Below are 20,739 nucleotides of genomic sequence, written 5' to 3'. Positions count from 1 at the left end.
TTGGCTCAATTGGCGGCGTCGTAAAACAGTGCCGATTTAGCGGCAGCGCCCTTGGCGGCATTGTCCTGCTCTACGCTTCGTCCCGCCTTGGCCACCATGGCAGCGTCCTCTTCCAGCGTCGCAGCCTTGCCCTGTTCAGGCTTAAGCCCCAGACGGCGGAACAGGCTCATATCATCGTTTTCTTCCGGGTTGGCAGTGGTCAGCAGTTTGCAGCCGTAGAAAATCGAGTTGGCTCCGGCGAAGAAGCACATGGCCTGCAGCTCGTCGGTCATTTTCTCGCGGCCGGCCGACAAACGCACCCGTGAGAGCGGCATCAGAATACGGGCCACGGCAATGGTGCGCACAAACTCCAGCGGATCCAGATCGTCCAGGTTATCCAGCGGCGTACCAGCCACCTTCACCAGCATATTGATGGGCACTGAGTCCGGATGCTGCTCAAGATTCGCCAGTTGCTGCAATAGCCCGGCGCGGTCGGTGGCCTGCTCGCCCATACCCACAATGCCGCCGGAGCATACCTTCATACCAGCCGCCCGCACGTTGGAGAGTGTATCGAGCCTGTCCTGATAGGTACGGGTGGTAATAATGTCGCCGTAGTATTCGGGCGAGGTATCCAGATTGTGGTTGTAGTAATCAAGCCCGGCATCGGCAAGCTGGCTTGCCTGATGAGCAGACAGCATGCCCAGGGTCATACAGGTTTCCAGCCCCAGAGATTTGACTTCCTTTACCATCTCGGTGAGGTATGGCATGTCGCGCTCATGGGGATTACGCCAGGCGGCGCCCATACAAAAACGGGTGGCACCGGCATCTCTGGCGGCGCGTGCCTCTGTCAGCACCTTTTCCATTTCCAGCAGGCGTTCTTTCTCAAGGCCGGTATCGTAACGGGCGCTTTGGGGGCAATACTTACAATCTTCCGGACAAGCACCAGTCTTGATGGACAGCAACCGACTGACCTGCACCTCGTTGGGGTCAAACACCTCACGGTGGATGCTGTGAGCCCGGAACAGCAGGTCATTCATCGGCAGAGCGAACAAGGCCTCAACTTCCTGACGGCTCCAGTCGCGGCGAACGGTAAAAGACGGCATGGTATTACCCTATAAAATGTTTTCTGTTGGCTAGGATAGCGTTGGCCCTTACACTGTCAACGCCAACCAGTTGGCAAGGTTTACTGATGGTTAAATTTTGAGCTAACAAAATGAGCATAGATTTCGAGTTCGACCGAAACCACCTTTGGCACCCTTATACCTCCATGGCCACACCTCTGCCGGTGCTGGGGATAACCAGCGCCAGCGGCTGCCGCCTGACGTTGGAAGATGGTCGGGAGCTGGTCGATGGCACCTCTTCCTGGTGGTCGGCCATTCACGGTTATGGTCATCCCGCGTTGGTTAGCGCAGTGCAAACACAGGCGGCAACACTCAGCCATGTCATGTTCGGCGGCCTCACCCATGAGCCAGCCACCGAGCTTGGCAAAGCGCTGCTTAGCCTCGTTCATCCCAAGCTGACCAAGGTATTTTATGCCGATTCAGGCTCAGTGGCGGTGGAAGTGGCCCTCAAAATGGCCATCCAATATTGGCAGGGAAGAGACGAGCCACAGAAACACAAGCTGCTGACCGTGCTTGGTGGTTATCATGGCGATACCTTTGCGGCCATGAGCGTCTGCGATCCCAACTCGGGCATGCACGGTATGTTCGGCCATCTGGTACCCAGGCAGATTTTCGCCAAGGCGCCACCGGCAGGTTTTAACAGGCCGTTTGTTGATGCCGACATCACTGAGCTGCGCACGTTACTGCAAGCCCATCACCATGAAATCGCCGCACTCGTTATTGAGCCCATTATGCAGGGCGCCGGGGGACTGAGATTCCACAGCCCGGAATATTTACAGGCGATACGTGCCCTTTGTGACGAGTACCAGGTGCTGTTGATCCTCGACGAAATCGCCACTGGCTTTGGCCGCACCGGCAAGGCATTTGCCTATGAACACGCGGGCATAGCACCAGATCTGTTATGCCTAGGCAAGGCGCTTACCGGCGGCATGCTGAGCCTCGCGGCAACCCTGAGCACAGATGAAGTGGCTGCGGGCATTTCAGATTCTCCCGCCGGTGTGTTTATGCATGGCCCCACCTTTATGGCTAACCCGCTCGCCTGCGCAGCCGCTATCGCCAGCCTGGCTCTGTTTGCCGAAAACCGCTGGACGTCACAGGTGGCCAATATCGAAACCCAGCTGACCGACACCCTCGAAGCCGCCCGCGTCTTGCCTCAGGTGGTTGATGTCAGGGTACTTGGCGCTGTGGGCGTGATTGAAATGGCGCAAACCGTGGATACCGCCTTTGCGCTGAAGGCATTTGCCGAGCGAGGCGTCTGGGTTCGCCCCTTTGGCAGACTGATTTACGTGATGCCGCCTTACTGCATCAGCGATGCAGAGCTTGCCATGCTCACCAAGGCCATGGTCGAGGTTGCCGCGCTGGAGGGCATTTGCAAGACAGCCCACAATCCGGCCCACGGCTGAGGGCAAAAACCCATAGGTAATAAGCAGACAAAAAGTCGCCGATAAGCGGCCTTTTTTCTGCCTTCAAAAACGCTCGTCGGACCCAGCTACAGCTTAGCGGGCGCGAAAGCGCGTCGGCGTGGTGCCTGAATGCTTCTTAAAGGTCAGGGTGAAGGCACGCTCCGAGCCGTACCCCACCCGCTCGGCAATCTCATCGATAGTGAGCAGGGATTCAGTCAGCAGTTCCTGGGCCTTTTGCATCCGCAGCTGGGTAAGATAGTCAAACATCGGCCGCCCTACCATGGCGCTGAAGCGGCTGGCAAAGGCGGCGCGCGACATACCGATGTCATTGGCCAGCGACTGCAAGGTCCAGTTGAATTCGGGCCGCTCGTGCAGCAGTTGCAGCGCACGGGCAATGCGTTTGTCGTTCAGGGCATCCAGAAACGGGCTGCGCTCAGTGCGGCCAAAGTTAATCCGGATAAGCTCCACCAGAATTATCTCGGTGAGCTTATTCACGATAAGCTCCGAGCCCGGTCCCTGGGCCATGTACTCGGCACTTAACTGACCAAAGGTGCTGCGAAGCCAGGGATAATTGGCCAAGTCCCGGTCGCGCACTATGGTCACCCGCGGCAATATATCCAGCAGCGGCGTGGTGGCGCTGCGACTGAAACTGAACGAGCCACACAGCAGCAAGGTTGGTTCACTGATGTCAGCATGTTCAGCATCGGGCGCCTGGCTGCTGAGCACATGGTCCTGACCCGGCCCGAGAAAGATAAGGTCGCCCTCCTCCAGCCGCTCAACGGCATCGTCCACCTTTGCCCAGCAGGCCCCGCGGCGGATCATATGAAAGCTGGCGTGCTCAAGCGCTGAGAAGGTTTTGGTCCATGGCGCCTCCACCTGGCTGCAAAAATACACACTGCCCACCACGCGGATAGCCCGCAGTATATCGCTCATCACTTCCATGCCGTTCTCCGGTTCGCAGCACCACAATTAGACCTTCAATGTATCAAGTCAAGATTATCATGCATAGATAGTATAGGCGCTAATAGTTACATTAGTCCCACACAGCAACCACACCGGAGTATCCACATGGGACAGATTGAAATTTACACCAAAAGCTATTGCCCACACTGCAAGGCAGCCAAACAGACCCTGGCGGCGAAGGGCCTGGGGTTTCGCGAATTTGATGTCACCGACGACCAGGAGCTGTTCAACGAAATGCTTAACCGCAGCCAACGCAGGACGGTGCCACAAATCTTCATAGGAAATGTGCACATCGGCGGCAATCAGGATCTGATGGCGTCCATCAAAGCGGGCGAATTCGACAAGGTGCTGAAGGCACAGGGTATATCCCCAAAAACCAGATCCCGTTGAGCCAGCAGTCCCACAAGGCCGCATTAACCAGATACCAAGTTCAAATCAGACACAAAGTTCAATTGTAAGGAATAACACCATGACTAAATTTACCCAAAACCACAGTGCCCTCGCCCACACAATCAACAAGGTTGCCGATCAGGGCCTTAAGTTTTCCATCGTGATAGTACTGGGCTGGATTGGCGCCATGAAGTTCACCGGCTACGAAGCCGGTGCCATTGAAGGCCTGGTTGCTTCCAGTCCACTGACCAGCTGGCTCTACAGCGTGTTCAGCCTGCAGGCGGCCTCTAATTTAATTGGCACCGTGGAAGTCGCCACCGCGCTGGCATTGCTGCTTGCCCCCCTGCACCGCGCCATTGCCGTGGCAGGCGCAGCAAGTGCCGTGCTGACCTTCGCCGTCACCAGCAGCTTTTTGTTAAGCGCCCCCATCACCGAGCCAAGCCTGGGTGGCTTCCCCGCCATCTCGGTGGTGCCAGGACAGTTTCTGCTCAAAGATCTGGTATTGCTTGCCGCAGCAGTCAGTTTGCTTGGCAAAGCGCTAACCAAGGAAGAGTGATGTAAAAAAGCCCGGCGCCTCGATTAAGAGCACCGGGCTTTTAGCTAACCAGGATAAAAGTTTTCGTGTGTAACGCGTATTCCGCCTTTATCGGCAAGCAAGCCAAATACACTTGCTCGCCAACTTAACCGGTTGGCCCAGCAAGGGAACAAGTTCAGGGTTCGAAGGCTCTTGCCATTCGTCTGATGGCTGCAAGCGGCACGCCGTGACTGTTACGTTCGGCACAAAGGGCCTGATGGCGCCTATCGGCCGGATTGCCAATCAGTACCTTCTCCACCTCATACCCCAACGCCGTCGCCGCCGTTTCGTAGGCCAAAAATTCCCAGTGGGCGAGATTGGTGTTATCGCAAATCACCAGCGGCTCGCTACGTCCAAGGGCGGCAATAAAACCCGCCAGATTGCGCTGATGATACTCAGACAATTTGGCCACATCAAAATGATACTCGCCGTCGCGCATAAAAAAGCTGTCAGTGGAAAACAGCCCATGGGCACGAACCTGCCCGGCCATTTCCGGTGGCAACGCTGACAAAAACTCATTCACCCAAAATGACTTACCGCTGCCCGGCAGACCGCGCAGAATAATGGCTTTTTTCATTGTTGCCGCTGAGGTTTCCATGTGTGTTCAGGCGCTTTCGGTCAGCACATCGGCCAGGCTGCAAAGGCTCTTGCCAGCAAGCAGCGCCTCGGTCAGCCGCGGCATGATATGACCAGCGCTGCCGGTAAGATGCCATTGAAACTGGCTGTGGCGGTCGGCTGGCATCAGGTTTACTTCAACGGTTTGCGCGCCGTGGTGATTGGCGGTATCCACAAAACCGGCCGCCGGATAGACGGTGCCCGAGGTGCCGATGGCGATAAAGAGATCGCAGCGCTCCAGTGCATCATGGATGCGGTCCATGCCAAAAGGCATTTCGCCGAACCAGACGATATGGGGCCGCAGGCGCTGAGCCGGAATACAGCAGGTACAGAGATTGTCCGGGCCGAAGGGTTCACGCAGCAGAAAGGTTTGCCGTGAACGCGGACAGCGGCCCTTTACCAACTCACCATGCATATGAATAAGCTTGCGACTGCCGCCACGCTCGTGCAGATCATCCACATTCTGGGTGATCAGCAAAAACTCGCCATCAAATTCGGCTTCAAGTTTCGCCAGCGCCTCGTGGGCGGCATTGGGGACCACCTCGTCAGACTTCAGCTGCGCCCAGCGCTGGTTGTAAAACCGCTCAACCAGCTCAGGATCACGCTCATAGCCTTCGGGTGTGGCCACATCTTCAATATGGTGCTCTTCCCAGAGACCATGTTGGTCCCTGAAGGTACGGATCCCGGACTCGGCGGAGATCCCGGCGCCGGTGAGTACAACTATGTGCCGGTACATGCTGATACCTTCCTTATTGTTTTGTTTCCAGCCTGCCATTTCCCGCAGGTCGATGACAATTGGGCCTTGGTATAACCATACTTAAATCAGGGCTTAAAGGCCAATTCACAACGGATTGTCTGATATGGCGCCAAATATTGCCACATGGCACCAATTAGCCGCCATCAAAGGTTTAAGTTTTGAATTTAGACACATATAATGACTTCCATTGTCCACAGAAGAGCCCAATGGTTCTGCAATCAAGAGATTAACCATGACAGATGGAAATCAGGCGCTGAAAAAAGCGGGATTGAAAGTCACCCTGCCACGAGTAAAAATCCTGGAGCTGATGCAAGAACCGGAAAACCAGCACATCAGTGCGGAAGATCTGTACAAGAAGTTGCTCGACATCGGTGAAGAAATCGGTCTGGCCACCGTATATCGGGTACTGAACCAGTTCGATGATGCCGGTATTGTGTCACGCCATCACTTCGAAAGCGGCAAGGCAGTATTCGAGCTCTCTACCCAGCACCACCACGACCATCTGGTATGCTTAAGCTGTGGCAAGGTTATCGAGTTCTCTGATGACACCATCGAACGTCGTCAGAATGAAATTGCCATGCGTCACAACATCAAGCTCACCAACCACAGCCTGTATCTGTACGGTGTGTGCACCAACGATAAGTGTGACCACGGCGACGAATAAGCTGGAACCACTCCATAAAAAAGCCCTGCTCTGCAGGGCTTTTTTATTCTCTATCATTATTACAGCCACTTATGGAACACTGTCACATCATGCTCCATAAATTTATCGCGCTGCAGCGGCTCCATACCAATCTGGCGGGCGACGCCCATTGAGCCCAGGTTGCCGTCAAGAATAAGCGCAATGGCTTCATCGATGCCAAGCCTGGGTTTGAACTCGGCAATGGCGGCGCGGGCGGCTTCACCGCCAATACCCTGGCCCCAGTATTCGGGCAGATAGCGGTAACCCAGCTCCACCTTGTCGTACTCGGGAATAAACTTGGGGCCACAAAAACCTATCACCTTGCCACTGGCCTTGTGCTCCACCGCCCAGCGGCCGAAACCACGGCTGCGATAGTCTTCGAAAATCACTTCGTGCAGCAGCTTTTCAGCCTGTGCTACATCAGTGAGTGGCGCCATGGGAATGTAGGTCAGCACTTCTGGGATACTGTTCATCAGAAACAGTGCCTCAACATCGCCTTCGTTGAAGTGCCTTAAAATCAGTCTGTCTGTTGTTGTAATTATCATAAAATGCGCTCCTGCACTGCCCTTCTCAAAGCTCCCCCAAAAGAGTCTTCAACCGAAAAAGAGGCCTCACGTTAACACAGTTAACCAGAAGATCACAGTCAGGATACAAAGCATGGATGACAGCACCACAGCGCCGGCTATGATGTCGCTGTCACGCTTAAGCTGAGCCGCAATCAGGTAGGCATTCACCCCAAGAGGCGATGCGCCAAGCAGCACTGTAACCGCAAGCTCAAGTGAGGTAAGCGCAAGCAGTTTTCCCATAATCAGGATAAGCAGTGGCAGCAGCAAGAGCTTAATCGCACTTAATACCGCCGTCAGGGCAAAGGCGCTGGAGAGGCGATATTGATTCAAATTGGCACCCAGCACAAAGAGCGCACAGGCAATGGCAGGTTTGGCGAGCATCTCAAGGCTGCTGCCAAGGGCTGTGGGCAGGCTAAGCCCGGCGACATTACCAATAAGCCCAAGGCCGATACTCGCCACCACGGGGTTAAACAGCAGCCCTTTGATAAGCTGTCCGCCCTTGCTGCCACCTTCAGCATCCGTATTACCAGACAAAGCGAAGGTCAGCCCAAATAACACCGCACTGTGAAAGGGGATAATCAAAAACACGCTCGCCATCTGCGCAGGGCCGAAGGCAGCCATTATCACCGGCAAGCCCACCAGCAAGGTGTTGGAGTAGCTGCCGCCGAGGGCCAGCACGGCGCAGTCGCGGTATGAACGTTTAAGGGCCTGGCGCGCCAACAGCAAAGTTAGCGCAAAAGTGAGTATCACAGGCACATAAAAGGCCGCCAGCACCGGCAGACGGATGCTGTCCTTAAGCGGCACTTTCAGCATGGCGGAAAACAGCAGTGCGGGAATACACACATAAAAGGCGAACTTGCTTATGCCGCCAATGTGTTCTCGGCTAAACCAACCACTGCGGCTGGCACCATAGCCCAAGGCGGCGATAAACAGCAGCGGAAAGACGATTTCTATTACGGACATGCCAGGCCTATCAATAAGTCAAACACACCTTTATACACACAAAAAAGGCGCCCGAAGGCGCCCTTTTTCTACCGGATGGGATTACCAACCAGTCTTTTCACGCAGCGCCTTGCCGATATCGGCCAGAGAGCGAACGGTGGTTACACCGGCAGCTTCCAGGGCAGCGAATTTGTCTTCGGCAGTACCTTTACCACCGGCGATAATCGCACCGGCGTGGCCCATGCGCTTACCGGCAGGTGCAGTCACACCGGCGATGTAAGACACAACTGGCTTGGTCACGTTAGCCTTGATGTAAGCAGCAGCTTCTTCCTCGGCAGTACCACCGATTTCACCGATCATCACGATGGCTTCGGTCTGAGGATCGTTCTGGAACATTTCCAGTACGTCGATGAAGTTGGTACCTGGGATTGGGTCACCACCAATACCTACGCAAGTAGACTGGCCGAAACCTTCGTCAGTGGTCTGCTTAACGGCTTCGTAAGTCAGAGTGCCGGAACGTGAAACGATACCGACTTTGCCTGGCTTGTGGATGTGACCTGGCATGATACCAATCTTACATTCGCCTGGAGTGATAACACCTGGGCAGTTAGGACCAATCATGCGAACGCCGGTTTCTTCCAGCTTCACTTTCACCTGCAGCATATCCAGAGTTGGGATACCTTCGGTGATACATACGATCAGCTCGATGCCACCGTCGATGGCTTCCAGAATGGCGTCTTTACAGAAAGGCGCAGGTACGTAGATAACAGAAGCAGTGGCACCAGTGGCAGCAACGGCATCTTTCACAGTGTTGAACACTGGCAGACCCAGGTGAGTAGTACCGCCTTTACCAGGAGATACACCACCAACCATCTGAGTACCGTAAGCGATAGCCTGCTCAGAGTGGAAAGTGCCCTGACCACCGGTAAAACCTTGGCAGATTACCTTGGTATCTTTGTTGATCAATACAGACATTACTTGCCCTCCGCAGCTTTAACAACTTGCTGAGCAGCGTCGGTCAGGCTCTTGGCAGCAATGATGTCCAGACCAGATTCAGCCAGCACCTTGGCACCCAGTTCAGCGTTGGTACCTTCCAGACGCACAACTACAGGCACCTTCACGCCTACTTCTTTCACCGCACCGATGATACCTTCGGCAATCATGTCACAACGCACGATACCACCGAAGATGTTAACCAGAACGGCTTTCACATTGCTGTCAGACAGAATGATCTTGAACGCTTCGGAAACGCGCTCTTTGGTCGCGCCGCCACCTACGTCGAGGAAGTTGGCTGGCTTACCGCCGTGCAGGTTTACGATGTCCATGGTACCCATGGCCAGACCGGCACCGTTCACCATGCAGCCTACGTTACCGTCCAGAGCTACGTAGTTCAGTTCGAACTTGGCAGCGTGGGCTTCACGGGCGTCATCCTGAGAAGGATCGTGCATGTCTTTGATTTTTGGCTGACGGAACAGAGCGTTACCATCTACACCAATCTTGCCGTCCAGGCAGTGCAGGTTACCCTCGGTAGTGATTACCAGTGGGTTGATTTCCAGCAGAGCGAAGTCGTGATCCAGGAACATCTGGGCCAGGCCCATGAAGATCTTGGTGAACTGCTTCATTTGAGTTGGGTTCAGACCCAGCTTGAAGCCAAGGTCACGAGCCTGGAAAGGCTGTGGACCGGCGATAGGATCGATGATGGCTTTGTGAATGAGCTCAGGAGTCTCTTCAGCCACTTTTTCGATTTCCACACCACCTTCGGTAGAAGCCATGAACACTACGCGACGGGTAGCGCGGTCAACTACGGCACCCAGGTACAGTTCGTTGGCGATGTCGGTGCAGCTTTCAACCAGGATCTTGGCAACTGGCTGACCGTTTTCGTCAGTCTGGTAAGTCACCAGGTTCTTGCCCAGCCACTTTTCAGCGAAGGCGCGGATTTCTTCTTTGTCGCCAGTCACTTTAACGCCACCAGCCTTACCGCGGCCGCCAGCGTGTACCTGACACTTGACTACCCACATATTTCCGCCAATACGACCGGCCGCTTCTACCGCTTCTTGAGGGGTATCGCAGGCATAGCCTTCTGACACTGGTAAACCATATTCGGCAAAGAGGGCTTTTGCCTGATACTCATGCAAGTTCATGATGATCTATCCGTATACTACGTTTTAAATCCAACTGGCCCCGAGGGGCCAGTCACGAGGTTTTTTGTCTGTGCTGATTAGATGTCCAGCAGCAGACGGGTTGGGTCTTCCAGGAATTCCTTGATGGTTACCAGGAAGCCAACAGACTCACGGCCATCGATGATACGATGGTCGTAAGAAAGAGCCAGGTACATCATGGGCAGGATTTCAACCTGACCATTGACTGCCATTGGGCGGTCCTTGATGGCGTGCATGCCGAGGATAGCGCTCTGTGGCAGGTTCAGAATTGGGGTAGACATCAGCGAGCCGAATACACCACCGTTGGTCACAGTGAAGTTACCGCCGGTCATGTCTTCCACAGTCAGCTTGCCGTCACGGCCCTTGATGGCCAGATCGCGTACTGCTTTCTCGATGTCAGCCAGGCTCATGGTGTCGGTGTCACGCAGCACTGGGGTAACCAGACCACGGGGAGTAGACACAGCGATGCTCACGTCGAAGTAGTTGTGGTAAACGATTTCATCGCCATCGATAGCCGCGTTCACTTCAGGGAAGCGCTTCAGGGCTTCGGTTACGGCTTTCACGTAGAAAGACATGAAGCCAAGACGGATACCGTGCTTCTTCTCGAAGATATCCTGATACTGCTTACGGATATCCATGATGGGCTTCATGTTGACCTCGTTGAAGGTGGTCAGCATGGCGGTAGAGTTTTTGGCTTCCAGCAGACGGCTGGCAATGGTCTTGCGCAGACGGGTCATAGGCACGCGCTTGTCTGAGCGGTCGCCAGACAGAGTCACAGGTGCTGGAGCGGCTGCAACAGCAGGAGCGGCCTTGGCAGCGCCACCTTTGACGAAGGCTTCTACGTCTTCTTTGGTGATGCGACCACCTACACCGGTGCCTTTGATTTTGCTGGCATCCAGGTTGTGCTCGGCAATCAGACGGCGCACTGATGGGCTCAGGGCGTCGTTGCTGTCGTCGCTGGCAGCGGCTGGGGCGGCGGCCTCAGCTTCAGCCTTGGTCACTTCCTGACCGGCTACGGCGCCAGCCACGAACTTGGCGATGACCTGCTCAGCCAGAACAGTGTCACCTTCCTGGGCCAGGAATTCAGCGATGTGGCCATCTTCAGGTGCAACCACTTCCAATACAACTTTGTCGGTCTCGATATCAACCAGGTTCTGGTCACGAGATACAGCCTCACCAGGCTTAACGTGCCAGGTGGCGATAGTGGCATCAGCCACGGATTCTGGCAGAACGGGTACCTTAATTTCGATACTCATTGAAAGCTATCCTTTTTATAAATGTCTGTTACTTCAAGTTCAAAGCGTCTACCACCAGAGATTCCTGCTGGTGAGCGTGCAATTCCGGATAACCACAGGCCGGTGCAGCAGCAGCTTCACGGCCAGCGTAGGTCAGAGTGGCACCCTTGGGAATTGCGGCCCAGAAGTGGTGCTGACTGCAGTACCAGGCACCCTGGTTCTGCGGCTCTTCCTGACACCAAACGAAGTCGTTCACATGCTGATAATCCGCCAGAATCGCAGCCATTTCTTCGGCTGGGAACGGATACAGCTGCTCGACACGAATGATAGCAACGTTGGTCAGATTTTCCTTGCGGCGGCGTTCCAGCAGCTCGAAGTATACCTTGCCGCTACAGAAGACCACACGATTAACACCTTTTGGATCCAGGCTATCGATTTCACCGATAACGTTCTGGAAGGTGCCGTTTGCCAGTTCTTCCAAAGAAGACACGGCCAGAGGGTGACGCAGCAGCGACTTGGGCGACATCACCACCAGCGGACGACGCAGCGGGCGAACCACCTGACGACGCAGCATGTGGTAAACCTGCGCGGGCGTTGAAGGCACACACACTTGCATGTTGTGGTTGGCGCACAGCTGCAGGAAACGCTCCAGACGGGCTGAAGAGTGCTCTGGGCCCTGACCTTCGTAGCCATGTGGCAGCAGCATAGTCAGACCGCACAGACGGCCCCACTTTTGCTCACCGGAAGACAGGAACTGGTCGATTACCACCTGGGCACAGTTGGCGAAGTCACCAAACTGGGCTTCCCAAATGGTCAGGCCGCCTGGCTCAGCAGTGGCATAGCCGTATTCGAACGCCAGTACAGAGGCTTCTGACAGCACAGAGTCAGTGATATCAACCGGGCCCTGCTCCTGCGCAAGATTACGCAGCGGCATGTAGGTGGTGGCATCGTTCTGGTTGTGCAGCACGGCGTGGCGGTGGAAGAAGGTACCACGGCCAGAATCCTGACCTGTAATACGCACGCGGTTGTTGTCTTCGAGGATAGTGGCGTAGGCCAGTGTCTCGGCAAAACCCCAGTCCAGCAGCTTCTCGCCTTTGGCCATTGCGCCGCGGTCGGCGTAAATCTTGGCAACACGAGACTGCAGCGGATGGGTTTCAGGCACGTAAGCCAGCTTTTCAGCCAGTTTCTGCAGACGGGCAACGGCCACTGTTGGCTCGTAGGCCGCATCCCAGTCCTGACCGATAAACGGAGACCAGTCTACGGTACGCAGTGACATGGGGCGCCATTCTTTCACTACGCAATCACCCTGATCCAGGGCGTCACGGTAGCCATTGATCATGGCAGTCACTTCGTCGGTACTGATAGCATTTTCGGCAATCAGACGGTCGGCGTAAATTTTACGTGGCGTAGGGTGTTTCTTGATTTTCTGGTACATCAGCGGCTGAGTGGCACTTGGCTCGTCAGCTTCGTTGTGACCATGGCGACGGTAACACACCAGATCGATCACCACGTCGCGTTTGAAGGCGTTACGGTAATCAACGGCAACCTGAGCCACAAAGGCTACAGCTTCCGGATCGTCGGCGTTCACGTGGAAAATCGGCGCCTGTACCATCTTGGCGATGTCGGTACAGTACTCGGTAGAACGCACGTCGTGGTGGTTAGAGGTAGTAAAGCCCACCTGGTTGTTCACGACGATGCGGATGGAACCGCCAACGCGGAAACCACGGGTCTGAGACATGTTGAATGTCTCCTGCACAATGCCCTGCCCTGCAATCGCCGAGTCACCGTGAATGGTGATAGGCATAACAGACAGGCCATCTTTGCAGCCACGGCGGTCTTGACGGGCACGTACAGAGCCCATGACCACAGGGTTGACGATTTCCAAGTGCGATGGGTTGAACGCCAGCGCCAGATGCACGTTGCCACCGGGGGTTTCGAAATCAGAGGAGAAGCCCTGGTGGTATTTTACGTCGCCTGAGCCTGAGCTTTCGCCGTGCTTACCGGCGAACTCGTCAAACAGCTCGGCAGGACGCTTACCCAGCACGTTAACCAGTACGTTCAGACGGCCGCGGTGGGCCATACCAACAACGATTTCTTTAGTGCCGGCTTCGCCTGCGCGATAGATGATTTCACGCATCATTGGCACCAGCGCATCACCACCTTCCAATGAGAAGCGCTTGGCGCCGGGGAACTTGGCACCGAGGTACTTTTCCATACCTTCGGCGGCGTTCAGGCCTTCGAGAATACGGCTTTTTACGCCTTTATCGAACGCAGCGCGACCCATGGAAGGTTCGAGGCGCTGCTGGATCCAGCGTTTTTCGTCGGTGTCGGTAATGTGCATGTATTCGGCACCGATAGAACCACAGTAAGTGGCCTTCAGTGCTTTTACCAGCTCACCCAGTTTCAGGGTTTCGCCGCCATAGGCGAACGAGCCAGTGTTGAATTCACGCTGCATGTCGTCGGCGGTCAGGCCGTGGAATGCCGGGTCGAGTTCAACTACTGCGTCACGCTTCCACAGTTCCAGCGGATCCAGATTGGCGTTCTGGTGGCCACGGAAACGGTAAGCGTTGATAAGCTGCAGAACCTTAACCTGTTTGGCGTCTACTTCGGGGTCGGTAACGCGACCAGCGCCTTTACGATGGCCTTCCTGGGCCAGAGAGCGGAAGTAATCACGGATCTTGGAATGAGCAGCTTCAGGTACGTCAGCAGAGGCACCGTTCACGGGAGGGAGATTGTCAAACACCGCACGCCAGTCTTCAGACACTGAAGTGGGGTCTTCTTGATAGGCTTCGTACATCTCCTCCACGTAGGTCGCGTTCGATCCGTACAGGTGAGATGACTCCAGCCAGGCTTTCATGCTGCCTTGGTGCATTTCTTATCCTTTCAAACTTTATACACGTGCTTAGCCATGGTTTGGCATACAAGGTATGCCGACAGCCGCCCCGAGGGTTCCAACATTACGGCTTCAAGTAGTTCCTTTACACACAAAAGAGCCACCATCCCCCAGAAGGGACAGTGACTCTCGCTGAGCTATATCATTATTATCGTTAGCTCGTTTTGTTGCATCACACAGCCCGCTTCAGCAGCATGGACTTGATGTGTCCAATCGCCTTGGTCGGGTTCAGTCCTTTTGGACATACGTCTACGCAGTTCATGATGCCGTGGCAACGGAACACACTGTAGGCGTCGTCAAGCTCAGCCAGACGCTCTTCAGTCGCGGTATCGCGGCTGTCGATAAGGAAGCGATACGCGTGCAGCAGACCACTTGGACCCACGAACTTGTCGGGGTTCCACCAGAACGATGGACAGGCGGTCGAGCAGCAGGCACACATGATACACTCGTACAGACCATCGAGGTGCGCGCGCTCCTCTGGGCTCTGCAGGTGTTCACGGGCAGGCTTCTTCTCGTCGTTGATGAGGTATGGCTTGATCTTCTCGTACTGTTTGTAGAACTGAGACAAGTCTACCACCAGGTCACGTACCACAGGCATACCGGGCAGTGGGCGGATTTCAATCTTCTTGCCTTTGAAGGTAGAGATAGGCGTGATACAAGCCAGGCCGTTCTTACCGTTCATGTTCATACCGTCCGAACCACACACACCTTCACGGCATGAACGGCGGAACGACAGCGTCGGATCGATTTCTTTCAGCTTCAACAGCGCGTCAAGCACCATCATGTCTGAGCCATCAGGCACTTCGAAGCTGTAATCCTGCATACGTGGCTTGGTATCTACGTCAGGATTGTAACGATAAACTGAAAACTCCAACTTCATCTTCGCAACTCCTTAGTAGGTACGCTTCTTCGGTGGGAAGGCTTCACGGTGCTTGGGTGACATGTTCACTTCGCGCTTGGACATAGCCTCAGTCACGGGGTCGAACAGGCTGTGGCACAGCCAGTTGTCATCATCACGCTCGGTGAAGTCTTCACGGCTGTGAGCACCACGGCTCTCAGTACGGAAGTTAGCGGCGTAAGCAGTGGCGATGGCGGTGGCCATCAGGTTATCCAGCTCCAGACACTCGATACGCTGAGTGTTGAACTCTTTGGAGTTGTCAGACAGCTTGGCATTTTCCAGACGCTTGCGGATAGCTTGCAGCTGCTCCAGGCCTTCGGCCATGGCTTCACCGGTACGGAACACAGAGAAGTTAAGCTGCATACACATCTGCAGGTCTTTACGGATTTGCGCAGGATCTTCGCCGTCTTTGTTGCTTTCCCAACGGTTCAGACGAGCCAGTGACGCGTCGATGTCAGCATCGGTCGCATCTTTTGGATCGGCAGTCTCGTCCAGCGCCTTACCCAGATGCTGACCAGCCGCACGGCCGAATACCACCAGGTCGAGCAGCGAGTTACCGCCCAGACGGTTGGCACCGTGAACAGATACGCAGGCGATTTCGCCCACAGCGAACAGACCGACTACATCGGTTTCGCTGCCATCGTCGTTCTTACGGATAACCTGACCGGATACCTTGGTAGGCAGACCACCCATCATATAGTGACAGGTTGGGATCACAGGGATTGGGCCATCGGCCGGATCGATGTGAGCAAAGGTACGTGACAGTTCACACACGCCTGGTAGACGCGCTTCCAGGGTTTCTTTACCCAGGTGATCAAGCTTGAGCTTGATGTGTGGACCCATAGGACCATCGCAGCCACGGCCTTCACGGATTTCGGTCATCATGGAACGGGCCACTACGTCACGGGACGCGAGGTCCTTGGCGTTTGGCGCGTAACGCTCCATAAAGCGCTCACCGTCTTTGTTGAGCAGGTATCCACCTTCACCGCGGCAACCTTCGGTTACCAGTACGCCGGCACCGGCAATACCGGTTGGGTGGAACTGCCACATTTCCATGTCCTGCAACTGCACGCCGGCACGGTAGGCCATACCCACACCGTCACCGGTGTTGATGTGTGCGTTGGTAGTAGAAGCATAGATACGGCCTGCACCGCCGGTGGCAAGTACAGTGGCCTTGGCTTTGAAGTAAACGATTTCACCGGATTCGATGTCGATGGCAGTACAGCCAACCACAGCGCCGTCTTCGTTCTTCACCAGATCCAGGGCGTACCACTCAGAGAAAACCTGAGTCTTGTTCTTCACGTTCTGCTGATACAGACAGTGCAGCAGGGCGTGACCGGTACGGTCGGCAGCCGCAGCGGTACGAGCGGCCTGCTCACCACCGAAGTTCTTGGACTGACCACCGAAAGGACGCTGGTAAATCTTGCCGTTTTCGAAACGGGAGAATGGCAGACCCATGTGCTCCAGCTCGATAATGGCTTCAGGACCGGTTTGACACATGTATTCGATAGCGTCCTGGTCACCGATGAAGTCGGAGCCCTTAACGGTATCGTACATGTGATATTCCCAGTTATCCTCGTGGGCATTGCCCAGCGCTACTGTGATACCGCCCTGGGCAGATACAGTGTGCGAACGGGTTGGGAATACTTTTGACAGGAGCGCACAGCTCTTGCCTTCTTTGGAAATCTGCAGCGCAGCGCGCATACCGGCACCGCCGGCACCAATCACGACTGCATCAAATTCGCGAACTGGAATACTCACTTAAACCCCCCACACAATCACAATGCCGGCAGCCAGATATGCAAAGGCAGTCACGACAAAAGTAAACTGTAATACGCCACGCAGCGCTGTGTGCTTGACATAGTCAGTCAGCACTTGCCAGATACCGATCCAGGCGTGGATCAGCAAGGCAATCAGGGCCAGCAGCGTGAAGACTTTCATCGGCAGGGTTGCGAACAGCCCGTGCCAGATTTCATAAGTCAGAGGAGCACTCAGTGCAATAAAGCTCACCAAGAAGATGGTGTAGCACGCCAGAATGACGGCACTGGCACGAAGAAGGATAAAGTCATGGACACCACTGCGTCCGAAACTTGCTGCATTGGTTACCATACCCAGATCCCCGCAATGATTGAAAAGGCAATCGCCAGCACGAATACAGCCTTGGCCGACGCGTTACCAGAGCCCAATTCTTCCCAGCGGCCGGTATCCATTACCAGGTGACGAATGCCGCCCAGCAAGTGGTAACCCAGTGCTGTCAGAATGCCCCAGATAACGAACTTCACCAGGAAGTTGTCAAACAGAGCCTGAACGCCTTGGAAACTCTCGGCAGAGGCCAGTGACGCATGGAGCAACCAAATAAGGATACCCATGGCGAACAGCATGATCACACCGGAGACGCGATGAAGGATGGACACTTTCGCTGTAGCAGGAAAGTGGATGGTTTGCAGATCTAAATGGACAGGTCTTTGCTTTTTCACGTTCTGCTCACTCAGCTCCATTGAGCATTTTATTGTTATGCGAACCGCTTCTGGTCAAACTTTGAACCATGATTTGGGTCACGGTGCGAGTCGTCACAAAAGTAAAAAGTATAGTCGACAGAGCGCTTTGTCGGCAGCCGTTTTTTCATGCAGAGAAAAGGTGCCTAAAGCCTTCTGTAATCAGCCCTTTCGAGCCGCAGCAAGTATACTCGCCGCAAAAGTCAAATACAAACGTCACATTATGCAAATTTAGTTTTTTTGGCCTTTTTCTTGAGTAAGTACTAGTCTTGACAGGGAAATTGGTCAGACCTATACCATGGTCTAAGGAATTTAAACGCTTATTTAAATTGAAATGTGATCCAGATTGCCTGTAAAGTAGTGGCCGTTTGACATGCCGCACTCACCACAAGAATGAAGTAAGGAGAACGGGGTATGGCTGATTTGAAAGCCAAATTGGAATTACCAGGGAACGACTCGATTGAACTGCCTGTTAAACAGGGAAGCGAAGGTTTTGATGTTATCGACATCAGCAAGCTGGGCAGTAAAGGCTATTTCACCTTTGATCCGGGGTTTCTGGCAACAGCTTCCTGTGAATCAGCAATTACCTATATCGACGGCGACAAAGGTATCCTGCTGCACCGCGGATATCCTATCGAGCAACTGGCGGTAGAGTCCAACTATCTGGAACTCTGCTACGCCCTGCTGTACGGCGAACTGCCGAGCAAAGCAAAATACGAAGAATTTGCCCACACAGTGAAGAGCCACACCATGGTTCATGAGCAACTGGCCTTCTTCTTCCGCGGTTTCCGCCGCGATGCACACCCAATGGCCATGCTGTGTGGCGTGACCGGCGCGCTGTCTGCCTTCTACCAGGACTCCCTGGATGTAAACGACGCCCGCCACCGCGAAATCGCGGCCTATCGTTTGGTATCCAAGATGCCGACACTGGCAGCCATGTGCTACAAGTATTCTATCGGCCAGCCATTCGTGTACCCACGCAATGACTTAAGCTACGCCGGTAACTTCCTGTCGATGATGTTTGCCGTACCTTGCGAAGAGTACAAGGTAAACCCAATCATCGAGCGCGCTATGGATCGTATCTTCATCCTGCACGCTGACCACGAACAGAATGCCTCTACTTCTACTGTGCGTCTGGCCGGCTCCTCCGGTGCCAACCCATTCGCCTGTATCGCAGCCGGTATTGCGTCTCTGTGGGGTCCTGCGCACGGTGGTGCCAACGAAGCCTGTCTGCGCATGCTGGAAGAAATCGGTACTGTTGACCGCATTCCTGAGTTCATTGAACGCGCCAAAGACAAGAATGATCCATTCCGTCTGATGGGCTTCGGTCACCGCGTGTACAAGAACTTCGACCCACGTGCCAAGGTAATGCGTGAAACCTGCCACGAGGTACTGAGCGAGCTTAAAGTGAACGATCCTCTGCTGGACGTTGCCATGGAGCTTGAGCGTATCGCCCTGAATGATGAGTACTTTATCTCCAAGAAGCTCTACCCGAACGTAGACTTCTACTCAGGTATCATCATGAAGGCTATCGGTATCCCAACCAGCATGTTCACCGTGATCTTTGCTCTGGCCCGTACCGTTGGCTGGATCTCTCACTGGAAAGAAATGCTGGATCAGCCTGGTCACAAGATCAGTCGTCCACGTCAGCTGTACACCGGCGAACACAGCCGCGATTATGTCAGCCTGGACAAGCGCTGATAACAAACAGCAACCGTTCTGAAAAAGGCGCCCAAGGGCGCCTTTTTTTATTTGCCTTATCCCTTGGCACCAGCGCCCCCCATCATCTTTTGTTGCAATTCCGTCCTTGAACTTACCTTGTTAACAAGCTTTAGTAATTCTCACCACTTGATAAACATTCTCGCCACCTTTGTAGCAAAGCTTAACGGTGGCTTAAAATCATAAATTTTATATATGGCTTTGTTTTAAATGGTTTTTTCACCATTGGCACGGAAGCTGCTTTATACGCTCATCACAGTTAACACTACAGGTAGAACAATGGAAGCCCGTAAAACATTCAAACTCGCCCTGCCCCTGCTCCTTATCGGTATGCTCGCCGCCTGCGGCCAGGAAGAAGTCAAAAAGGAAGAAGAAAAGTACGCAATACCTGTCGAAACCCAGTTGGTGATGCAAGGGAACGTTTCCTCATTTTATTCCACCACCGCCACCCTTGAAGCTCCGGTTGAAGCTCACGTGGTGACCCGCATTGCCGGACTGATTGAAGCCATTCACGTAGAAGAAGGCGACCGGGTGAAGAAAGGCCAGCTGCTGGCGGTGATTGACGCCAAGCGTCAGCAATACGATCTTGACCGCTCCGAAGCCGAAGTGCTCATCATCGAGCAGGAACTGCAGCGGGTAAAGAAAATGAAAAACAAGGAGTTCGTCAGCGCCGACTCCATCGCCAAACTTGAATACAACCTGCAGGCCGCCATCGCCCGTCGCGATCTGGCACAGCTGCAGGTGAAAGAAAGCCGCATAGTGTCACCCGTTGACGGCATTGTTGCCAAACGGAACGTTAAGGCCGGCAATATGGCCAAGGAATTCGAAGAGCTGTTTTACGTGGTGAATCAGGATGAGCTGCACGGCATAGTGCACCTGCCTGAGCAGCAGCTCACCAGTTTGCGCCTCGGTCAACACGCCGATGTTTACGCCAGTGGTCAGAAAAACCAGGCCGTGAACGCCGAAGTGCTGCGCATTAGCCCCGTAGTGGATGCCCAGAGTGGCACCTTTAAAGTCACCCTCAAGGTGCCCAACCAGAATGGCAGCCTCAAAGCCGGTATGTTTACCCGGGTTGAGCTTAAGTACGACACCCACGAAGACGTGATTGCCGTGCCCTACAACGCCATCATCAATCAGGACAACAAACAAACCCTCTATGTGATTAACGACACCACGGCCGAGCGCCGTGAAGTACAACTGGGCTACCGCGAAGGCAGCATGGTGGAAGTAACTGCGGGCCTCAAGCCTGGCGAGCAATTGGTGATCCGGGGCCAGCAGAACCTCAAGGACCAATCGCTGGTTGAAGTTATCACCCCACTGGATGTGGCTTCGGCCAAAAAATAAGGAG

Annotated in this window: 20 protein-coding genes; 6 read left to right on the top strand and 14 right to left on the bottom strand. The window is 54.4% G+C overall.

What is annotated here, in order from left to right:
* Nucleotides 1-5: 5 nt before the first annotated feature.
* Entirely contained in the window at nt 6-1,082 is a 1,077-nt protein-coding gene (gene bioB, locus MJ923_RS17855; RefSeq protein ID WP_240592253.1) for a biotin synthase BioB, read from the bottom strand.
* Nucleotides 1,083-1,192: 110 nt separating this feature from the next.
* Between bioB and bioA the strand changes: the two genes are divergently transcribed.
* Nucleotides 1,193-2,503, top strand: coding sequence for an adenosylmethionine--8-amino-7-oxononanoate transaminase (gene bioA, locus MJ923_RS17850; RefSeq protein ID WP_240592252.1), 1,311 nt, complete (start codon nt 1,193-1,195; stop codon nt 2,501-2,503).
* 93 nt (nt 2,504-2,596) lie between these two features.
* On the opposite strand, the gene MJ923_RS17845 is transcribed toward bioA, so the two are convergent.
* Complete coding sequence (locus tag MJ923_RS17845) at nt 2,597-3,445, bottom strand: AraC family transcriptional regulator (RefSeq protein WP_240592251.1); 849 nt, start codon at nt 3,443-3,445, stop codon at nt 2,597-2,599.
* Between the two features lie 126 nt (nt 3,446-3,571).
* Here MJ923_RS17845 and grxC point away from each other — a divergent pair, with 126 nt between their 5' ends.
* Nucleotides 3,572-3,856 carry a glutaredoxin 3 gene (gene grxC / locus MJ923_RS17840; protein WP_240592250.1) on the top strand — a complete coding sequence of 95 codons (285 nt, stop codon included), beginning with the start codon at nt 3,572-3,574 and terminating at the stop codon, nt 3,854-3,856.
* Between the two features lie 79 nt (nt 3,857-3,935).
* On the top strand, nt 3,936-4,412 hold the full coding sequence (locus MJ923_RS17835; protein ID WP_240592249.1) for a DUF417 family protein: 477 nt from the start codon (nt 3,936-3,938) through the stop codon (nt 4,410-4,412).
* Nucleotides 4,413-4,566: 154 nt separating this feature from the next.
* Here MJ923_RS17835 and MJ923_RS17830 read toward each other — a convergent pair whose 3' ends face one another.
* Nucleotides 4,567-5,007, bottom strand: a complete 441-nt coding sequence (locus MJ923_RS17830) for an AAA family ATPase (protein ID WP_240592248.1) — start codon at nt 5,005-5,007, stop codon at nt 4,567-4,569.
* 27 nt (nt 5,008-5,034) lie between these two features.
* Nucleotides 5,035-5,781, bottom strand: a complete 747-nt coding sequence (gene cobB, locus MJ923_RS17825; protein WP_240592247.1) for a Sir2 family NAD+-dependent deacetylase — start codon at nt 5,779-5,781, stop codon at nt 5,035-5,037.
* A gap of 253 nt (nt 5,782-6,034) precedes the next feature.
* Between cobB and fur the strand changes: the two genes are divergently transcribed.
* A complete protein-coding gene (gene fur / locus MJ923_RS17820; RefSeq protein WP_126166587.1) occupies nt 6,035-6,466 on the top strand; it encodes a ferric iron uptake transcriptional regulator in 432 nt (143 codons plus the stop codon).
* A 59-nt stretch (nt 6,467-6,525) separates the two neighbouring features.
* On the opposite strand, the gene MJ923_RS17815 is transcribed toward fur, so the two are convergent.
* From MJ923_RS17815 to sdhC, 10 genes are all read right to left on the bottom strand, one after another.
* The gene (locus MJ923_RS17815) at nt 6,526-7,029 is read right to left on the bottom strand and encodes a GNAT family N-acetyltransferase (protein ID WP_126166585.1); all 504 of its coding nucleotides are present in this window, start codon (nt 7,027-7,029) and stop codon (nt 6,526-6,528) included.
* 66 nt (nt 7,030-7,095) lie between these two features.
* On the bottom strand, nt 7,096-8,013 hold the full coding sequence (locus MJ923_RS17810) for an AEC family transporter (RefSeq protein ID WP_240592246.1): 918 nt from the start codon (nt 8,011-8,013) through the stop codon (nt 7,096-7,098).
* A gap of 81 nt (nt 8,014-8,094) precedes the next feature.
* Entirely contained in the window at nt 8,095-8,967 is an 873-nt protein-coding gene (sucD, locus tag MJ923_RS17805) for a succinate--CoA ligase subunit alpha (protein WP_011759545.1), read from the bottom strand.
* Nucleotides 8,967-10,133 carry an ADP-forming succinate--CoA ligase subunit beta gene (sucC, locus tag MJ923_RS17800; RefSeq protein ID WP_011759544.1) on the bottom strand — a complete coding sequence of 389 codons (1,167 nt, stop codon included), beginning with the start codon at nt 10,131-10,133 and terminating at the stop codon, nt 8,967-8,969. The genes sucD and sucC overlap by 1 nt, the downstream gene beginning before the upstream one ends.
* Before the next feature lie 77 nt (nt 10,134-10,210).
* Complete coding sequence (gene odhB, locus MJ923_RS17795) at nt 10,211-11,407, bottom strand: 2-oxoglutarate dehydrogenase complex dihydrolipoyllysine-residue succinyltransferase (RefSeq protein ID WP_240592245.1); 1,197 nt, start codon at nt 11,405-11,407, stop codon at nt 10,211-10,213.
* A gap of 28 nt (nt 11,408-11,435) precedes the next feature.
* A complete protein-coding gene (gene sucA, locus MJ923_RS17790; RefSeq protein ID WP_240592244.1) occupies nt 11,436-14,258 on the bottom strand; it encodes a 2-oxoglutarate dehydrogenase E1 component in 2,823 nt (940 codons plus the stop codon).
* A 193-nt stretch (nt 14,259-14,451) separates the two neighbouring features.
* Nucleotides 14,452-15,159: a succinate dehydrogenase iron-sulfur subunit gene (locus MJ923_RS17785; protein WP_126166581.1), complete on the bottom strand. Its 708-nt coding sequence runs from the start codon at nt 15,157-15,159 to the stop codon at nt 14,452-14,454.
* Between the two features lie 12 nt (nt 15,160-15,171).
* On the bottom strand, nt 15,172-16,938 hold the full coding sequence (sdhA, locus tag MJ923_RS17780; RefSeq protein ID WP_126166580.1) for a succinate dehydrogenase flavoprotein subunit: 1,767 nt from the start codon (nt 16,936-16,938) through the stop codon (nt 15,172-15,174).
* Nucleotides 16,939-17,286 (bottom strand): succinate dehydrogenase, hydrophobic membrane anchor protein, encoded by a 348-nt coding sequence (gene sdhD / locus MJ923_RS17775; protein ID WP_126166579.1) that lies wholly within the window; start codon nt 17,284-17,286, stop codon nt 16,939-16,941.
* Nucleotides 17,280-17,675 carry a succinate dehydrogenase, cytochrome b556 subunit gene (gene sdhC, locus MJ923_RS17770; RefSeq protein WP_126166578.1) on the bottom strand — a complete coding sequence of 132 codons (396 nt, stop codon included), beginning with the start codon at nt 17,673-17,675 and terminating at the stop codon, nt 17,280-17,282. The genes sdhD and sdhC overlap by 7 nt, the downstream gene beginning before the upstream one ends.
* A gap of 411 nt (nt 17,676-18,086) precedes the next feature.
* On the opposite strand from sdhC, the gene MJ923_RS17765 reads away from it, so the two are divergent.
* Complete coding sequence (locus MJ923_RS17765; RefSeq protein ID WP_126166577.1) at nt 18,087-19,373, top strand: citrate synthase; 1,287 nt, start codon at nt 18,087-18,089, stop codon at nt 19,371-19,373.
* A 297-nt stretch (nt 19,374-19,670) separates the two neighbouring features.
* On the top strand, nt 19,671-20,735 hold the full coding sequence (locus tag MJ923_RS17760) for an efflux RND transporter periplasmic adaptor subunit (protein WP_240592243.1): 1,065 nt from the start codon (nt 19,671-19,673) through the stop codon (nt 20,733-20,735).
* Nucleotides 20,736-20,739: the final 4 nt, after the last annotated feature.

The organism is Shewanella zhuhaiensis, from assembly GCF_022484835.1.
GTDB classification, from domain to species: Bacteria; Pseudomonadota; Gammaproteobacteria; order Enterobacterales; family Shewanellaceae; genus Shewanella; species Shewanella khirikhana.
The sequence above is the reverse complement of the archived record's forward strand: the minus strand, read 5'-3'. Positions and strand labels throughout refer to the sequence as shown.